The 18,683-nt window shown below is 43.5% G+C and carries 17 protein-coding genes; 13 read left to right on the forward strand and 4 right to left on the reverse strand.

Annotation, left to right across the window (positions count from 1 at the left end):
- Positions 1-79: 79 nt before the first annotated feature.
- Entirely contained in the window at positions 80-1,294 is a 1,215-nt protein-coding gene (locus tag A3IK_RS0110650; protein WP_020559965.1) for a pyridoxal phosphate-dependent aminotransferase, read from the forward strand.
- A 195-nt stretch (positions 1,295-1,489) separates the two neighbouring features.
- On the forward strand, positions 1,490-3,037 hold the full coding sequence (locus A3IK_RS0110655; protein WP_020559966.1) for a TerC family protein: 1,548 nt from the start codon (positions 1,490-1,492) through the stop codon (positions 3,035-3,037).
- A 244-nt stretch (positions 3,038-3,281) separates the two neighbouring features.
- Here A3IK_RS0110655 and A3IK_RS19195 read toward each other — a convergent pair whose 3' ends face one another.
- Positions 3,282-3,848 (reverse strand): DUF2062 domain-containing protein, encoded by a 567-nt coding sequence (locus A3IK_RS19195; RefSeq protein ID WP_020559967.1) that lies wholly within the window; start codon positions 3,846-3,848, stop codon positions 3,282-3,284.
- An 88-nt stretch (positions 3,849-3,936) separates the two neighbouring features.
- Here A3IK_RS19195 and A3IK_RS0110665 point away from each other — a divergent pair, with 88 nt between their 5' ends.
- Positions 3,937-4,716 (forward strand): alpha/beta hydrolase family protein, encoded by a 780-nt coding sequence (locus A3IK_RS0110665; RefSeq protein ID WP_020559968.1) that lies wholly within the window; start codon positions 3,937-3,939, stop codon positions 4,714-4,716.
- Positions 4,700-5,452 carry a phosphoribosyltransferase gene (locus tag A3IK_RS0110670; RefSeq protein ID WP_020559969.1) on the forward strand — a complete coding sequence of 251 codons (753 nt, stop codon included), beginning with the start codon at positions 4,700-4,702 and terminating at the stop codon, positions 5,450-5,452. Before A3IK_RS0110665 ends, A3IK_RS0110670 begins: the two co-directional genes overlap by 17 nt.
- Before the next feature lie 40 nt (positions 5,453-5,492).
- Here the strand turns inward: A3IK_RS0110670 and A3IK_RS0110675 are convergent, their stop codons facing one another.
- A complete protein-coding gene (locus A3IK_RS0110675) occupies positions 5,493-6,095 on the reverse strand; it encodes a hypothetical protein (RefSeq protein WP_020559970.1) in 603 nt (200 codons plus the stop codon).
- Positions 6,096-8,651 (reverse strand): penicillin-binding protein 1A, encoded by a 2,556-nt coding sequence (locus A3IK_RS0110680; RefSeq protein WP_020559971.1) that lies wholly within the window; start codon positions 8,649-8,651, stop codon positions 6,096-6,098.
- Between the two features lie 307 nt (positions 8,652-8,958).
- On the opposite strand from A3IK_RS0110680, the gene pilM reads away from it, so the two are divergent.
- From pilM to A3IK_RS0110725, 9 genes are all read left to right on the forward strand, one after another.
- On the forward strand, positions 8,959-10,011 hold the full coding sequence (gene pilM, locus A3IK_RS0110685; RefSeq protein WP_020559972.1) for a type IV pilus assembly protein PilM: 1,053 nt from the start codon (positions 8,959-8,961) through the stop codon (positions 10,009-10,011).
- Entirely contained in the window at positions 10,012-10,584 is a 573-nt protein-coding gene (locus tag A3IK_RS0110690; protein WP_020559973.1) for a PilN domain-containing protein, read from the forward strand. It abuts the gene before it with no gap.
- Complete coding sequence (locus A3IK_RS19200; RefSeq protein WP_020559974.1) at positions 10,581-11,264, forward strand: type IV pilus inner membrane component PilO; 684 nt, start codon at positions 10,581-10,583, stop codon at positions 11,262-11,264. The genes A3IK_RS0110690 and A3IK_RS19200 overlap by 4 nt, the downstream gene beginning before the upstream one ends.
- 10 nt (positions 11,265-11,274) lie before the next feature.
- On the forward strand, positions 11,275-11,826 hold the full coding sequence (locus A3IK_RS0110700) for a pilus assembly protein PilP (protein ID WP_020559975.1): 552 nt from the start codon (positions 11,275-11,277) through the stop codon (positions 11,824-11,826).
- 29 nt (positions 11,827-11,855) lie between these two features.
- Positions 11,856-14,315 carry a type IV pilus secretin PilQ gene (locus A3IK_RS0110705; RefSeq protein WP_020559976.1) on the forward strand — a complete coding sequence of 820 codons (2,460 nt, stop codon included), beginning with the start codon at positions 11,856-11,858 and terminating at the stop codon, positions 14,313-14,315.
- Positions 14,316-14,363: 48 nt separating this feature from the next.
- Positions 14,364-14,915 (forward strand): shikimate kinase AroK, encoded by a 552-nt coding sequence (gene aroK / locus A3IK_RS0110710; RefSeq protein ID WP_020559977.1) that lies wholly within the window; start codon positions 14,364-14,366, stop codon positions 14,913-14,915.
- Positions 14,896-15,972: a 3-dehydroquinate synthase gene (gene aroB / locus A3IK_RS0110715; protein ID WP_020559978.1), complete on the forward strand. Its 1,077-nt coding sequence runs from the start codon at positions 14,896-14,898 to the stop codon at positions 15,970-15,972. The genes aroK and aroB overlap by 20 nt, the downstream gene beginning before the upstream one ends.
- Before the next feature lie 3 nt (positions 15,973-15,975).
- On the forward strand, positions 15,976-17,115 hold the full coding sequence (locus tag A3IK_RS0110720; RefSeq protein ID WP_020559979.1) for a deoxyguanosinetriphosphate triphosphohydrolase: 1,140 nt from the start codon (positions 15,976-15,978) through the stop codon (positions 17,113-17,115).
- A 103-nt stretch (positions 17,116-17,218) separates the two neighbouring features.
- Positions 17,219-17,758 (forward strand): cytochrome b, encoded by a 540-nt coding sequence (locus tag A3IK_RS0110725; RefSeq protein WP_020559980.1) that lies wholly within the window; start codon positions 17,219-17,221, stop codon positions 17,756-17,758.
- A gap of 205 nt (positions 17,759-17,963) precedes the next feature.
- Here A3IK_RS0110725 and A3IK_RS0110730 read toward each other — a convergent pair whose 3' ends face one another.
- Positions 17,964-18,638, reverse strand: coding sequence for an outer membrane beta-barrel protein (locus A3IK_RS0110730; RefSeq protein WP_020559981.1), 675 nt, complete (start codon positions 18,636-18,638; stop codon positions 17,964-17,966).
- Positions 18,639-18,683 lie beyond the last annotated feature (45 nt).

Below are 18,683 nucleotides of genomic sequence, written 5' to 3' on the forward strand. Positions count from 1 at the left end.
ATCTAAGGGAGGGTTGCAGTAAAATGCCTGCTGCTTGGCGATCCTTGAGATCAGGGGCAATTGTCACAGTATATCATTCATGTTATTCCCACCAATATTAAACGGTTGTAATAAGAAATTGGACATTCAATTAGCACAACGAGTAGGGCGCGTTAAACCCTCACCGACTCTCGCTATTACCGCATTAGCAGCACAATTAAAGGCACAAGGGCGTGATATTATTGGGCTAGGTGCAGGTGAACCTGATTTTGATACCCCTGATTATATCAAGCAAGCGGGTATTGAGGCGATTAACAAAGGGCAAACCCGCTATACGGCGGTGGATGGTATTCCCGCACTAAAGCAGGCGGTGGTCGATAAGTTTAAGCGTGATAATGGCTTAGACTATGTGACTAAACAGGTCTTAGTCTCCTCTGGCGGCAAGCAAAGTTTTTATAATTTATGCCAAGCTTTTTTAGATAGCGGTGATGAAGTCATTATTCCAGCGCCTTATTGGGTATCGTATCCCGATATGGTGTTATTAGCCGATGGTGTGCCCGTGATTGTGATTGCAGGCCAAGAGAGTCATTTCAAGCTCTCTCCAGAGCAATTAGAAGCGGCGATTACCCCACGCACTAAAATGTTTGTGATTAATAGCCCCTCTAACCCATCCGGTATGGCCTATACCACAACCGAATTAGCCGCGTTAGGTGAAGTATTACGTCGTCATCCGCAAGTGCTAATTGCCTCCGATGATATGTATGAGCATGTCCTGTTTGGCGGTAAGAAATTTGTCAATATTCTCAATGTCTGCCCCGATCTCTATGATCGTACTATCGTATTAAATGGGGTATCTAAAGCGTACTCTATGACCGGCTGGCGGATTGGCTATGCGGCAGGGCCTAAAGCCTTGATTGAAGCGATGACCACGATTCAGTCACAAAGTACCTCTAACCCGACTTCTATTTCTCAAGTGGCTGCGACCGTCGCACTCAATGGCAGTTTGGATTTTACCAATATGATGGTAGCCGAATTTGAGAAGCGCCATGCTTTTGTGTGTAAAGCCTTTAATGCTATGAAGGGCGTGGAGTGCTTACCAGCGGATGGTACCTTCTATAGCCTGCCGAATGTACTAGGCATGATGCAGCGTCTGGATATGAAAACCGATGCAGAACTTTCTAGTTACTTATTAGATAAAGTCGGAGTAGCGGTAGTACCCGGTTCGGCTTTTGGTTTGGATAATCATATTCGTATTTCTTTTGCGACTAGTATGAAAAATCTAGAAGGCGCTATGCAGCGTATTGCTTCGGTTTAATTAAGTAGGTATACCAAAGTAAACGGGTATTTCTGAAGCAGTCTTGGCGGAAGAAATACTCGATTATTTTGGCTCAAGTACTTACAGCATTCGTTTTCATTGATCGCTACCATAAAATAATTAACTACAAGTTTCTCATAGCCATTTTAAGATTAAAGTGGCTGTTTTATTCTTTATCAAAATAAGAGTGTAGTAATGGAGTTTTTATTAGATCCGACGCTGTGGGTTGGATTATTGACATTAGTCGTACTCGAAGTCATTTTGGGTATTGATAACCTAGTCTTTATTGCCATCCTGGCAGATAAATTACCACCTCAACAACGTGATAAAGCACGTGTCATAGGGCTATCCCTCGCTTTAGTCATGCGTTTGATTTTATTATCCATTATGTCTTGGATGATTAAACTCACCGAACCATTAGTGACTATAGGCTCTATTAGCTTATCGGGTCGAGATTTAATTCTAATAACAGGCGGTATCTTTCTTATTTATAAAGCGACAATGGAGTTGCATGAAAAATTAGAAGGGCATACTGAAGGCGAAGCTAAAAGTCGAGTTTATGCAGGATTTTGGGCGGTTGTTGCTCAAATAATTATTCTAGATGCAGTGTTTTCACTAGATGCCGTTATTACCGCTGTTGGTATGGTCGATAATATTTATATTATGATGGCAGCCGTCATTATTGCAATGACTATTATGGTGCTAGCTTCTAAGCCATTAACCCGTTTTGTCAATGCTCATTCTACAGTCGTTATTTTATGCTTAAGCTTTCTATTAATGATTGGCTTTAGCTTATTAACCGAAGGGTTTGGTTTACATCTGCCTAAAGGCTATTTATATGCGGCGATTGGTTTCTCTATTTTAATTGAAGCACTTAATCAATGGCGGATTCGTAATATCTCCAAATATGAAGCCATGCGCCCCCGTCGTGAACGTACAGCGGATGCCATTCTAAAACTCATGGGGGGCAAAGAGGTTCGTGCTCAAGATGAGGGAGAGACTGAGGAGAAGCCAGCAGAGACGTTTAATGAGGATGAGCGTTATATGGTGAGTGGGGTGCTGACTTTAAGTGAGCGCTCGATTAAAACGATTATGACCCCACGTTCTGATATTTCTTGGATTAACCTTAATGATGACCCCGAACATATCCGTCAACAGTTATTAGAAACACCTCATAGCCTATTTCCCGTGTGCCGCGATTATTTAGATCGAGTGGTGGGTGTATTACGCGCTAAAGATATTATTGATGCGTTAGATCATCAAATAGATTGGGCTATGCTATTAAAAGATAAGCGCCCTTTATTTGTGTCAGAAAATTTGCCAGTAATTAAGCTTATTAATATCCTGCGTCATTCCAAAGGGGGGATGGCAATTGTGACGAATGAGTTCGGCTCTATTCAAGGTTTAGTAACACCTTTAGATATATTTGAAGCGATTGCAGGTGAGTTTCCTGATGAGGATGAAACACCGGATATGGTCAAAGAAAATGAGCATACTTGGTTAGTGAAGGGAAGTGCGGATTTATATCAATTAGAATTAACCATGGGAACCAATCATCTTATGGGAGATGAGGGCTATATTACGGTAGCAGGGTTATTAATGAATGAGTTAGAGGGTGTGCCAGAGGTCGGTGCAATCGTCACCCGTGATTCAGTACGTTTTACCGTGCTGGAATTGCAGGGGCATCGGATTACCTTGGTTCGTGTCGAATTAATCGAAGATAGCCCAGAGGAACTAGCCTAAATCAATAATAGTGACTCATGGTTTGAGCAAAAGTCATCGGGTATTTCTGGAGCAGTCTTGGCGGCAAGGATGCCGCCTTGTAGCGTACAGGGCTGTATTATTCGGCGCGTCCTTGCGCCTCCCAAGCTGGCGTGAAAAATCGTTCCTGACGATTTTTTCACAGCGACTGCGGAAGAAATATCCGCTTACTTTGGTATATCTACTTACTTTTGTGGGGCTACTGATTCCATAGGCTAGCTATGCCTTAAATAGAGCGGGAATCAGTGACTCTTTTACGGCGTCGAATGGCGCTAAAAATATGCCAATGCCAAGCGCCTAAGGTTAATACATAGCCTAGGGAAGCTATTAAAAAAGCCTCGACTATTAAACCAAAGATGAGTACCCAAAAAGATTTGAAGTAAACATTATCACTCACCCCTCCCCAATCGGCGCTCAATACCTCGGTAAAAGAGAAAAAGACGGCTTTAATTTCTTCTATACTCAGCATAGGTACATTTAAAATACTAGAACCTAAAAAGTAGCCAAATAATAAAATAGGGATTAGGGTTAAAGGGTTAGAAAAAAAGGTTAATGCGACTGCCAGTGGTAAATTAATACGCCATAAAATCGCTCCCCCCGCAGCTAGTATGCTTTGCATAGGAAGGGGTAATAGGGCACAGAGTAAGCCCCAAAAAACCGATTTTGAGGCAGAGCGTCGGTTTAAATGCCATAAATTGGGGTCAGCTAGGCGTCTACCAATCAGACCAGGACCAAATAACATTTTGATTTTTTCAGGTGTCGGCAGATAACGGCGGATGAGTTGTTTAGGCATTGATACTCCCTGAATAATAGTGTACGAGCCTCTGTTTAGAGCATTATAGGTTAGTATAGTTCGATATCACATGAATACCTAGGTAGCAATGAGAGCAGCAAGATTATTAAACCGATTACCGGATGGCTGTAGCCACCGCTTATGGGGGCGTTGGCTAAATGTCAGTGGGCATGTATTAGGTTTACATGGGCGTGCATTATTTATTCCGCCGAGTTGTAGTGCTTCTAGCTCTGTAGCTAAGGCGTTAGTGTTGTTTATGGGCGGCTCAGCGGATAGTCGGCATAAGGTTATGCTGAATCAGGTATTTAAGCGCTATTATGCTCAATATCATAACCAACAAGCGATTGGCTATGGCACCTTTCATCAGGTAAAGACCTTGATGGAATACGCAAAAAAGGGTTATGAGCAGGGGCAGAAAATTATCTTAGTGGGGCATTCCTATGGCGGCTATGGTGCTATGAGTGTCACGCGCCAGCTCAATGATTTAGGTATTCCGGTTGAATTACTCATTACCCTCGATCCTGTAGCCTGCTCGATTGTGATTTATGATGCGGTATTGGGTGGTCCTGAAACCGCCAGAAATTGGCAGCCTGATCAGAGACTTAAAGAGTGGATTAATGTCTATGTGGATTATGATTATATTCAACAAAATCCCACCCAGATCGGACTCGCTAATGTAGTTGCCCTTAAAGGCGGGCCACTGCAAAGCTGCGTGCATGCCCATACGAATATGAAACTATCGCTAGAGTTATTGGGTCACCAGAGCTATTTAAACGACGCTCATCAGTGGGCAGATACAATGTTTTATGAGACCGGACTCGCTCAGCGAGTAGGCGGGGTTGGAGCTTGTTATGCCAACTATTCGTGAATATCCCATTCCGTCTGTAGCGAGTAAGCCGTTTGCATTGTTTCGTAGTGATCATCTGTTAAAGCAACACCCGACTTATAAAGCGGCTAAGGCTGGAGATGAGCAAGCCGCTTTTGTGCTGATTAAAGAGTTAGCCTTAGAGTTTTTGTATAGTCTGCGCTTACATATCCCTGTTAATGCGATTTTCGTAGCACCATTTGCTCGAGAGGCTAGCGGTGATAATGCTATCCCGCAGGTACTTGCTACTTTCTGTCAGTCTATCTTCAAGGGTGAGGCCGATCAGGATATTGTGCAAATCACGCGCGTCTTTCACACAGGGGCTGACCCGATGGAACGTTTAGCGATGCGTCCTGAGTTTGAGGGTATGGTGATTGCAAATCGTCCGTATGTGCTGGTAGATGATGTGACGAGTATGGGCGGTACATTGGCTGAACTAGCCAATTATATTCAAGGACAAGGCGGTACAATTACAGCTATAATTGTGTTAGTCAATGCGGGACGTTTGGATAATTTTACCGCTGATAAAAAAATCATTAAACTGCTGGAGCAGAGGTATTCTAATGACATCACTCAAATCTTCCATATCCGTCCAGCCGCCCTTACTGCCAACGAAGCCCAATATCTTATTGGTTTCAAGACGGCTGACGAAATCCGAAATCGACTTGCTAAGGCAAAAAAAGAAATCTATCTCCGCCTACGTTCTAAAGGAATTGGAATCACGGAAGATGATGAGTGAACTGGCAAAATATAAGTAAAATATTGCTACTAAAACCTACTCACTCCATTTCCGCTAATAACTCGCGCACTTTCTGCGGTTCAGCCCGGCGTATGCCCTTGCCTGTGATGGGGCTTAAGGCGGCATTGGCAAAGCGGGGATCATCCGGTATGACTAATAACTCCACCTCGATATTATCGACATAGAGGCGAAACAGGGGATAGTAATCCTGTCTCTTGCCATAATTCAGCCGCCGCTCTTGGGTTTGAAAGGGGATTTGGTGATCATCGAGGTGCATCATGACCTCTTCAGGCGCATTGGCTCGTAGCTGTAATGTGACCGCTGATAAGGGTCCCGAAGTGCCCTCTAACGCAGCACCGACTAATACAGGATGAAAAGCTTGCAGAAAATCCATGGCCTCAAGTGCAATTTCACGATGATGGCGCAAAATAGCAGGCTGGGTTTCCGATTCAAATAAGCGAATATGATCTTGTAAAGCCTGTTCAACCTCTTCATTGGTGGGTTGCAAGTAGGATTGTTGTTGCCCAAAGCGTTGGGCGGCTTTGGTTTTGGCTATCCTATAATCACGATAGCCTTCATCATAAATTAACCGAGCCGCTTCTTCTGCGATTTGACGGCGTAAATCTTGAGTAGGTGTATACATTTAGAATATTTGTTCAGGTATTTCGACAGCTTCCGAGCGTGGTTGAACTGGACGCGAGGGTCGAGTTGGGGCAGGTCTCGGACGCCCATTATCAACACTTGCACGCGGTGTGTAAACTGCTGGCGCAGAAGTAGGTGCTGCTTCTGTTAAATGTCGAGTATTTTTATACTCAAAACGTGGGGTCGGTGAGGGGCGGCTATTCGATTGTCCGGCATTGATCACCATTTTATCGGCTGCATTAGCGGGCACATCATCGGCAGTATCACGATTACTAGGTATAGGTTGAGCTAGCTTCATATTTTCGGGTTCTGCCCAAACTATATCCGGGCTATCACCTAAGACCCCAGCCATTAATTGAATCCAAACTGGTAGTGCGGCATTGGTTCCCGTTTCTCCATCGCCCAATTCTTTCATATTATCAAAGCCTATCCAGCTAACGGCACTGTAATCCGGTGTGACGCCACAAAACCAAGCATCTTTTTGGTCATTAGTTGTACCGGTTTTGCCACCTAGTGCCTTACGTTTCAGTACTTTAGAGGCACGGCTGGCAGTACCTTTTTGGACAACTTCTTGCAAGACCTGCATGGTAAAGTAATGCGTGCGCTCATCCATAATACGTTTTGCAGCCGGTTGTACACTTGCTACGAGTAAAGGATTGGTTTGCCCCGTATTCGTAATAGTGCAGTACTCCACATTATCACCACAGGCACGATCAGGACGCGCATTGAGTAATACCTCACCATTGCTATTGGTAATGCGCGTGATGAAATAGGGGTCAACTTTAAAACCCCCGTTGGCAAAAGTGGCGTAAGCGGTTGCCATTTGCAGAGGCGTTGTCATCACTGTACCTAAGGCTAAGGTATAATTATTTGGTAAATCTTGCGGAGCAAAACCAAAACGCATGGCGTAATCAAGCAAGGGTTGAATCCCAATGGTTTTCAATAGGCGCACGGAGACTAAGTTACGTGACTTAGCTAAGGCTTCGCGCAGGGTGGTAGGGCCAATATAACGGCGTCCATAGTTTTGTGGTGTCCAATTACCACTCGATGTTTGAATCGTAATGGGGGCATCGTTCACAATACTATTAGGTGTATACCCTTGGGTAAACGCGGTGGCATATAAAAAGGGTTTAAAGCTAGAGCCGGGTTGGCGACGCGCTTGAATCGCACGATTAAATTTAGATTGGTTATAATCAAATCCACCTACCATTGCCCGCATCGCCCCATCTTTAGCATCTAATAAGAGGGTAGCCCCGCTGACTTTGGGGACTTGACTGAGTTTGAAACTGCCATCCGCTTCAGTGCTGAGGCGGACTAAATCTCCCGCTTTTAAGACATCACTCACATATTTAGGTTTAGAACCACGTCGATCTACTGAAATATAGGGACGTGCCCATTCCACTTGCGGTAGGGTTAAGGTCACCTCATCGTCAGTACTCAGAAGTAGGCGAGCTTGTTGATGGTTGCTTTCTAAGACAATAGCGGGTTGTAAATCGCCTAAGGTCGGATAACTAGAGAGTTCGCTTAAGAGTGCATCATGGCTTTTAAAATCACTTAAATTCAGTTTAACCTCTGCCCCGCGATAGCCATGACGTTTGTCATAGGCGAGTAATTCTGTGCGTAAGGCTTGGGTGGCTTCATGCTGAGCTTTAGAGTCTAGGGTGGTGTAAACATGATAGCCTTGGTTATAAGCATCCTGTTGCCCAAAGCGTTCAATGACGGCTAAACGTACCATTTCCACAAAGTAAGACGCATCCGCATTCATTTCCGTACGGTGTACGGAGGCGGTATTGGGAAGGGCAATCGCCTCTTGATAGGCAGCCTCGGTAATATAGTTTTGTTGCAACATGCGTAATAAAATATAGTCACGTCGCTCCATAGCACGTTTAGGATTAACAATAGGATTATAGGCCGAGGGTGCTTTAGGTAGACCGGCAATCATTGCCATTTCAGCTAAATTTAGTTCCTGTACGGACTTACCATAATAAGTCTCAGCGGCGGCACCAATCCCATAGGCGCGATTACCGAGATAAATTTTATTGAGATAAATTTCTAAAATTTCTTGTTTAGAAAGATTTTCCTCAATCTTTAAAGCTAATAAGGTTTCTTTGAGCTTACGGTCGAAGGTTTTTTGACTATTTAAGAAAGCATTGCGCGCTAACTGCATCGTAATCGTACTCGCCCCTTGACTGGCATTACCCGTGGAGAGCACCCCCTTCATCGCACGGGCAACCCCTGTGAGATCAATGCCACGGTGTTCGTAAAAGCGCGAATCTTCAATCGCTATAAAGGCATTGATGAGCTGAGGCGGAATGGCATTAAAAGAAAGCGGGCGGCGCAATTCATCCCCATATTCTGCGAGTAATTGCTGATTTTGATCATAAATTCGCATCGGTACTTGTAGCTCAATCTGATGTAAGGCGGCTTTATCAGGTAAGCGCGGCGAATAATATAAATACAATAATACCAGACCTAATAGGCCAGTCATGAGGAGTGATAAAAGCGAGCCTAATCCTGCACTCACAAGAAAGGTTAGAAAACGACCGATTAGAATCATTATTATGCCGAGTCCCTATATTAAGAATGATGCCTTACTAGAGCAGTATGCCATGACAGGGGTTAACCGTTGTTGTACGACTGCCTATTCCCTGAGGCTAAAAGCCCACCCTAGGCCGATGACAGGGGATTTTTGGCGTGATTATTAGCCAGTCTGAAGTGGTTTGCTGGTTTCCCGCTCATCAGAAAGAGCGGAACGTTTAGTAGAGTCAAGGTAGACTTTAGTTCATAAACAGTCGCCCTAATTTAAGCTGGCTTACCTTAAAAGCGCTTAAGGCTAATTTTTAATAATAAGAGCGAGATAACCCGTGTTTTCTTTCTATCGTCGTAAAACAAACTTATTAGGCATCGATATCAGCTCCTCAGCCGTTAAGCTGGTTGAAATGAACCGTAAGGGGCGTGAATACCGTATCGAAAGCTATGCGGTAGCAGCCTTACCCGAAGGTGTCTGTAATGAAAAAGACATCGTCGAACCCGAACCGATTGGTGAGGCCATCCGTAAAGTGATTAAGGATAGCCGTACCCGTTTACGTCATTGTGCCCTAGCCATACCCACCTCCATGGCGATTAATAAAATTATCACTATGCCGGCGAGCATTCCTTTGGCTGAAATGGAGACCCAAATCTCCTTAGAAGCCGATCAGCATATTCCCTATGCGATGGAAGAGGTTAATTACGATTTTGAGGTCTTAGGCCCTTCTTTTAATAATCCTAATACGGTCGATGTATTACTCGCCGGCACTCGCACCGAGAATGTCGAGGTTAGAGTCGCAGCGGCTGAAATGGCAGGCTTAACCGTTGATCTTGTCGACACTGAAACCCACGCGCTAGAGCTAGTACTGCGTACCTTAACCGAAGAGCTGAATCAGTATGAGTCGGTCGCCGTGGTGGATTTCGGAGCTACTATGACGGGGATTACGGTGTTTGAAAAAGGCCGCTTAACCTTCTCGCGCGAGCAAGCCTTTGGGGGAAAACAACTGACTGAGCAGATTATGCATCGCTATGGTCTGACCTGGCACGAGGCGGGGTTAGCTAAAAAAGAAGGTAATTTACCCGAAAATTATATTTCTGAAGTATTAGAGCCTTTTAAAGAAAGTATGGTGCGTCATTTACATCGCTTTTTGCAGTTTTATTATGCCTCTAGTCAACGTGATAGCGTGAGCCAGATTTTAATTAGTGGGGGATGCTCACGTATTCCGGGGGTTGATGAACAAATTCAAACCGTTATTGGTACACCCGTTAAAATTGTCAATCCTTTTCAAAAGGTGGCTTTAAGCAGTAAGGTCAGTCCCATCCGTTTTACCAATGATATGCAAACTTTATTAATTGCTGCCGGATTATCCTTAAGAGGGATTGTATAAATGGCTAGTTTAAATTTACTCCCATGGCGTGAACGTGAGCGCGAACGTAAAAAAACCGAGTTTATTGCGCTCTTATTAGGCACACTAGGATTAGGTGCGGGTTTAATATTCTTAGCCAATATGTATATGGATAATGCTATTGCTAATCAAGAAGCCCGCAATAGCTTTTTGCAAAATCAAATCAGCGTATTAGATAAAAATATTGAGAAAATTAAAGCACTAGATGCTACACGTCAGGCTTTATTAGATCGCATGTCGATTATCGAAGATTTACAAGGTAAGCGCCCAGCTATTGTGCATTTATTTGATGAAGTAGCAACGGCTCTACCTCAAGGGATGTATTTAACTAGCCTAACGCAAACCGGTGATTTAATTCGTCTGACCGGCAAAGCAGAGTCTAATGCACGGGTTTCCAGCTATATGAATCGTTTAGATGAATCACAATGGCTCAGCTCCTCTAATTTGAATCTGATTAAAATTGAAAAAGAGCTACAAGATAAAAGTAATAATAGTAAATTACGTGATTTTAGCTTAGATGTGTCGCAAAAAAATCGCCGAGGTGATAAGTCATGAAATTACAAGACTTTAATTACCTAGTAGAAGATCCGGCTAGTGTTTCTTGGTCAGTAAAACTGATCGCTCTTTTGGTTGCTTTAGGTTTAATTTTGTTTGCGGGTTACCATTTTCTGATTGTAGATCGCGTTGAAAACTTAAAAACGGTGGTGGCTAAAGAAGGAGAGCTTAAACAAACCTTAGAGTCACGCCAGCGCCGCGCTAGCCAGCTTGCAAGCTACGAGAAGCAGCTTGAGGAGATGCAGAATTCTTTTGGTAATCTAATTCAACAGTTACCGAGTGATACAGAAATTCCGGCCTTGATTGTCGATATTTCTGAAAAAGGTATTTCTAATGGTTTGGAGATTGAGCTATTTGAACCTACGTCTGAGGTTAAAAAGGAGTTCTATGCAGAAAAACCTATTAAATTAATTGCTTTAGGTAATTACCGTGAATTAGCTATGTTTGTGAGTGATATTTCTGGTTTGCCACGTATTGTCACTATTCATGATATTAAGCTGAGTTTTGCAGAAGATCCTGATAAAGCTAAAGAAAAGAAATCTAGAGGATTGGTACGCTTAGGAGCGGATGAGCAAGCTATGACCCGTTTGAGAATGGAAGCTGTGATTAAGACTTATCGCTATCTAGAAGAAAGTGTTAAGCAAAAGGCTGAAAAGCCTAGTAATGCAAAAAAGGGGTAAGGTGATAATCATGCTTATTAAACATTATCATAAAGGCGCTATTATCTTATTAGCTCTCTTAGCGTTAACAGGATGTTCCAATGATCTGGGAGATTTGGAGTCTTATGTCGAAAAAGTTAAAATGCGTGAACCTGCTCCTATTGAGCCAATACCCACGATAAAACCTTATGTGCGTTTTATTTACCCCAACCATGAAAGTGATCCTTTCAGTATGGCAAATGTAGCACGTGAGGTAGTAGAGCCTACAGCAACAGTAGCAGCAGTTAGTTCGGTTAAAATAGATGAGAATCGTACACCAGAGTTTTTAGAAAGCTATCCCCTTGATGCTTTAAAAATGGTGGGTACGGTACGTCAAAATAATGAGCTGTGGGCCTTAGTACAAATTCCGGGTGGAACTATTCATAGGGTACATCGCGGAAATTATTTAGGTTTAAATCGTGGTAAAATTTTAAGTATCGAAGAGGCGAGAATTAACCTACTAGAGATTGTCGATAATGGTTCTGGTGGTTTTAAAGAGCAAGAAAACTCAATCGCCCTATTTGACCCCAAAAATAAAGGCTAAGAGTGCCGTATAATAAAGGTTAGCTAATAATGAAAACAATAAAGCAACTTTACTTGGTTGCCGTCATGGCGGCAGTACTTGGTTCCACTAGCCCAGTGTTAGCTGCTGCCAACCAGTTGCAAGCAGTGCAGGCCAGTTTAGCCGGTGGCAAGACCGAATTGAGCTTACAATTTAATACCCCAATAAATACCCCTCAAGGATTTATGATGGATAATCCACCGCGCTTAGTCTTTGACTTTGCGGGGGTTGATGTGAATCCTGTGGTGCGCCGTAATCAGGTTAGAGCAGGTGTGGTGCGTAATATTAAGGCGGTTAATAGCAAAGGCCAAACACGGGTTGTTATTGAGCTAGATCATTTTGCTGAGTATAGCGTTAATATGCAGTCAGCTAATCGATTACTGCTAACCTTTAACGGTGGTGGTAATGCACAGGCAGAGACTAGTCGGCGTTTTAGAGCGCCTGATGCGCTACCAGAGGTTCCTTTAGCGGTTGCGGATAATGGTTATTATCAAGATGCGAGCCAATCTGCTCAATTAGCTAGCCAACAATACAGTCAAGACTATTATAATCAGTCAGCACAACAAGCGGCGAGCCAGCAAGCTGCACAACAAACGCAAAGACAGCAAGCCGCACAAGCAGCAAGACAACAGGCCTTAAGGCAGCAAGCCGCAAGACAACAAGCCTTAGCGCGGCAGCGGCAAGCACAATATCGTAATTTGCCACCCACTCAGTCTAGGAATCAATTTCAGCCCTATGCTGCTGCCCCTCAGCCTTATCCCGTCGCGCAAAATGGGCGTTTTGCAACTACACCCACGCTACGTGGTATGGACTTTAGACGTTCACCGAATGGTGGGGCGCGTTTAATCCTCGATTTGCCGAGTGCAGATACTAGAATTCAAGAGGATAAAAGCGGTTCATCACTAACCTTGCGTTTAGATGGTAGTAATATACCTGGAAATTTACGTAATCGCTTAGATGTGACCGATTTTGCGACACCCGTCTCTTATATTCAGGTGAAACAAGAAGGTGATACGGGGGTTATTAGCCTAAATACTAATGGCACTCCTTATACTTACCGTATGGATCGTCAAGGTGCGCGGGTGACGGTACATATTGAGCCGACTCGTAATACACAAGCAACCACCACTGAGATTCAGTTGGATGGGAATGATATTACTAACCCAACACCTGCAACGGCTAAGAAAAAGAAAGAATTCAATGGCGAGAAACTTTCTTTAAACTTCCAAGATATTGAAGTACGAGCCGTCTTACAGTTATTGGCTGACTTTACCGATAAAAATATTGTGGTCAGTGATTCGGTCACCGGCAATATTACTGTGCGCTTGAAAGACGTACCTTGGGATCAAGCCTTAGATATTGTATTAGAAACCAAAAATCTAGGTATGCGTGAAAATGGTAATGTGATCTGGATTGCTCCTCAATCGGAGATGGAAACTAAAGAAGAAAAAGTATTACAGGTCGCTAAGCGTAAAGTGGAATTAGAGCCGTTAACGACAGAATATATTCCGATTAACTTTGCTAAAGCCGCCGATTTAGCTAATTTAATCCAAAAACGTTCTAGTGATAAAAACCACTCCTTATTATCGGATCGCGGTAATGTGTCGGTAGATGACCGTACCAACACCTTATTGATTCAAGATACGGCTACCCGTGTACGTGATATTCGTGAGTTGATTAAAGCCCTTGATATTCCAGTGCAACAGGTTCTGATTGAGTCGCGCATTGTGACGGCAACCGATGAATTTGGTAAGCAGCTTGGCGCTAAATTTGGGGTCAACCCACAGTGGAAAAATAAGGATAGTATGGGTCTAGGTTCGGGTAATCTCAATGCGACCGTGAGTAAAGCCAATGGTGAGAAAATCGCTTTAAATGATTTATTAAGCGTCAATATGCCTGTGACGGGAGCTGCCGGTAGCTATGGCTTTGCCATTTTAGCTAAAGACTTTATGTTGGAGCTAGAACTCTCCGCCTTACAAGCTGAGAGCAAAGGTGAAGTGATTGCAACACCGCGTGTAATTACCTCAAACCAAACTAAAGCCGTGATTGAGCAAGGGGTGGAAATTCCTTACTTACAAGACTCTTCAAGTGGTGCGACTAACGTAGCCTTTAAGAAAGCGGTGTTAAGTTTAGAGGTAACGCCGCAGATTACACCGGATGAACATATCTCGATGGATTTAAAAGTCAATCAGGATACTGTTGGCACGGTTTACGAAAATATTCCTAGTATCAATACCCGTGAAATCCAAACCCGTGTCATGGTCAGTAATGGTCAAACCGTGGTGTTAGGTGGCGTGCATGAGGATATACGCTTGAATACGGTGAATAAGGTGCCAGTGTTTGGTGATCTACCCGTGGTTGGTCAGTTGTTCCGTAAGACCGATAATAGTAGCGAAAAGCGTGAGTTATTGATTTTCGTAACTCCAAAAATCATCGATTCGAGTAAAACCACGGCGATGAGTAGGCGTTAATAGCGACAAGGACTTGATTCCCGCGCCCACTGCTGGCATAACTCCACCATGCAAGAGAATATTATTCTGGTGGGGTTGATGGGCGCGGGTAAGTCCACCATAGGTAAACAATTAGCGCGCCGGTTAAAGCTAGAGTTTTTTGATTCTGATCGCTATTTGGAAGAAAAAACTGGCGTTAGCATTGCCACTATTTTTTCAATTGAAGGAGAAAATGGTTTTCGAGATCGTGAAGAGGAAGTGATTGCCGAACTGACCGCTAAACAAGGTATTGTATTAGCAACTGGCGGTGGTTCTATTTTGCGCGACATCAATCGACAGCGCCTGATGAATAATGGTGTTGTCATTTATCTCAAAGCCAGCCCCGAACAGCTTTACGAACGCATCAAACACGATACCGCACGCCCATTGATGCAAACCGATAACCCCCTCCAAACCCTACGCCACTTATTAAAAGTGCGTGATCCCTTTTATTGTGAAGTCGCTGATTTAATTATTACCTCAGGGCGGCAACGTCTCTCTTGGGTATTGCGTGATATTCAGACAAAACTCCCACTCATTGCAACGCATAAAGGACATACGCATGCAAACTTTGCAGGTTGATTTAGGGGAGCGTAGTTACCCTATTTATATTGGTCAGAACCTATTGAGTCAGAGCGAACTGATTCGTCCTGCTATTCGAGGTAAACGAGTCGCTGTCATTTCCAATACCACGGTTGCACCTTTATATCTGGAGTCGTTAGAGAGTACTTTAACGGATTTAAATAGATCAGCCGCTATTATGCCCGATGGTGAGGAATATAAAACACTCGATACCTGTAATACCCTTTTCACCCATTTGCTCGAAAACAAAGCCGATCGCAAAACAACCTTGATTGCTCTAGGCGGTGGGGTGGTGGGTGATATGGTAGGTTTTGCCGCAGCCACCTATCAACGGGGTGTCAATTTTATTCAAGTCCCGACCACCTTATTGTCGATGGTCGATTCCTCCGTAGGGGGTAAGACAGGAGTTAATCATCCTTTAGGTAAAAATATGATTGGGGCGTTTCATCAGCCGCAATGTGTGATTATTGATACCAATACCTTAAATACCTTGCCTGCGCGTGAGTTGAGTGCGGGGATTGCTGAGGTGATTAAATACGGCCTGATTCGTGATACGGCGTTTTTAGCATGGCTTGATACCCATATGGAGCAATTAATTGCGCGTGATCCAGATATCCTAGCCGAGGCTATTTTCCGTTCTTGCCAGCATAAAGCTGAAGTGGTTGCCGCCGATGAGCGTGAAGAGGGCGAGCGTGCCTTATTAAATCTGGGGCATACTTTTGGGCATGCGATTGAAGCGGCGATGGGCTATGGGAATTGGTTACATGGTGAAGCCGTAGCAGCGGGTATGGTGATGGCTGCCGAGCATTCTATGCTCATGGGCTGGATTAGTGCTGCTGAGGTGCAATGGATTCGGGATTTATTACTACGGGCTAAATTACCCATTGAGCCACCCTCTACCATGACAGGTAGTGATTTTATGCGCTATATGTCAGTGGATAAAAAAGTGCTAGATGGCTCCTTGCGCTTAATCCTATTGCAAAAAATGGGCAAAGGTATCGTGACAAATGATTTTGATCAGGGCGCTCTACAGCGTGTCCTTAACCGTGAGCTTTAAATCATGACGGCTAATTATGCGGCTAAACCAGAATCTAGTCGGGGGCGTCGATTTCAAGAGTCGGCACCGCTCTATCGCAGCGAGTTTCAGCGTGATCGGGATCGGATTATTCACTCTAAGGCCTTTCGCCGCTTAGAGTATAAAACGCAGGTATTTGTGAATCATGAGGGTGATTTATATCGCACCCGCTTGACGCATTCGTTGGAGGTTGCACAAGTAGCCTGTGCGGTGGCACGCAATATGGGCTTGAATGAGGATTTAACCGAAGCGATAGCCCTCGCGCATGATTTAGGGCATACCCCGTTTGGACATGCAGGGCAGGATGCGCTGAATGCGTGTATGAAATTATTCGGTGGCTTTGAGCATAATTTGCAATCTCTGCGCGTAGTCGATCAATTAGAAACCTCCTATGCTGATTTTGATGGGCTAAATCTGACCTTTGAAACCCGCGAAGGTATTTTAAAACACTGTTCTGTCAAAAATGCTGCTGCCCTAGGTGAGATAGGGGAGCGTTTTATCAATAAAACACAGCCGAGTTTAGAGGCACAACTCGCTAATCTGGCGGATGAAATTGCTTATAATAATCATGATATGGATGACGGAGTGCGTTCGGGATTAATCAGCATTAAGCAACTTTGCGAGGTGCCCTTATTTGCAACCGTTTATACCGAGGTGATTCAACGCTATCCACAATTAGAAGAGCGGCGTTTAATGCACGAAATTGTACGGCGCTTAATTGGTAAAATGGTGATTGATTTAACCGAAACTAGTACGGCTATGCTGCAACAAGCAGGGGTCAATAGTATTGAGCAAGTACGCCAACATACTAGTCCATTAATTCGTTATAGTCCTGAATTATTAGCACAAAAAAATGAATTAAAAAGCTTTCTCTATCAAAACCTTTATATGCACCCCACGGTGTATCGCATGACCTGGAAAGCCCAAAAAATTATTAGTACTTTATTTGCTATTTATATGCAGGATATAAAATTACTACCTGCTAAATATCAGAATTTTATTAAAACTAAGCCGGATGATGAAACCTATAAAGCTCGCGTGATTGCCGATTATATTGCAGGCATGACCGACCGCTATGCAATGAAAGAGTATGGGCAATTTCATGATTTGAGTCGATTGCACTAAGTTGTTACGGCTACTCAAGTGCAAATGTTATTTCGCAATTTAATTATTACAGTAATGGGCTACACTCCTGTGATTTGATTGCTGATTGACTAAAGGACTATAAATGACCCAAGCACCCGCGCGTTATCATCCCTTACTAGTAACACTACATTGGCTATTAGCGCTGATGTTGGTAGTAGCTTTAGTAATGGGAGCTGTTGTCTTAGACAAGACCCCGAATAGTGACCCTGAGAAAATTAATGCATTACGCGGGCATATGATCGCAGGTGGGGTCATTTTAATTTTAACTTTAGTGCGTATTTTTGTGCGCTTTACAACAACAGCCCCTGTTCATGCTACAACGGGTAATGTACTGTTAGATAAACTAGGCGCTTTAGTGCATGTGTTACTCAATTTATTAGTGATTGTGATGGCAGGAAGTGGTATCGCCTTAGCAGCTAGTGCAGGATTACCCGACATCGTATTCGGCGGCTCAGGGCAAGCCTTACCGGAGAGCTTCGGTGCCTTTCCAGCCCGAGCCGCACATGGAATTATAGCTAAGTTATTAATGGCTACTATTGTGCTGCATATAGTGGGTGCTATCTACCATCAGGTTATATTAAAAGATGGATTGATGAAAAGAGTATGGTTTGGTAAGCGTTAATTCTATCTTGTACTATTACTGTTACCCACACAAGACCGCTTTTCCTCTATCACATATTCACTCAACCTCTTACCGATTCATCACCGTTTGAATCGGTAGGGGATTGGTCTTGTTATTCAACGCAGATCACGACTGTGTTATCTATCATGTTTAAATATGTAGTAAACCTCTTGCGTGTGAAATTATCTCACATGTGGTTGAAGTTTCAAAACCTATAGTTGATACCAAGAGAGTAAAAATCTACATCAGTATCTAATGTACGCCAAGTAGAGGTTCCTTCATCTAACATATTGCCAGTCTCACCCACATTAAAATAGCGATCCCAGCCTAGGCGTAAACTCCAGTTTTTAGACAGTGCGTACTCCGTACCTACTCCTACTAGAGCATCTGTGCCTGCTTCTTTACGTGATGTGGATGCTCCAAAACCTGTAACACTAGGTGAAAAGCTGGCATCAGCTTTGCTAATCCAGTGAAATACCCCTACTTTGCCATACAAGGATAGGTATGAGTTAGCTTTAATTTTTCCTAAAACTGACAGACCTACTCCATTAGTTTTTTGTGAGTATTGATCATTTACCCCACCTTGATTAACTGAGCCATTTATTATTTTTCCTAGATCAGTATATTCAGCTTCGATAGCCCAGTTTTTATTAAGGGGATAACCAAAGTAGATTTTTGCACCCTGATCAGTTGTATCTGCCCTACAAGCCCCACCCGCTGTAGCACAGCGATTAGGATTGGTAACTAGGTTACTAGTATTGGCTTTATTTTTAGTAGCGCCAATATCTATGCCCGTATATAAGCCTTTTGATAGGCCACCAGCAAAGGCCTGACTTTTTAATAATACTATTATAAACAATAATATGATTTTTAATTTCATGACTAAGTTCCTTAATGTGAAAATAGATTCATTAGTAGAGGGGGA

Source organism: Thiofilum flexile DSM 14609, from assembly GCF_000380185.1.
Classification (GTDB): domain Bacteria; phylum Pseudomonadota; class Gammaproteobacteria; order Thiotrichales; family Thiotrichaceae; genus Thiofilum; species Thiofilum flexile.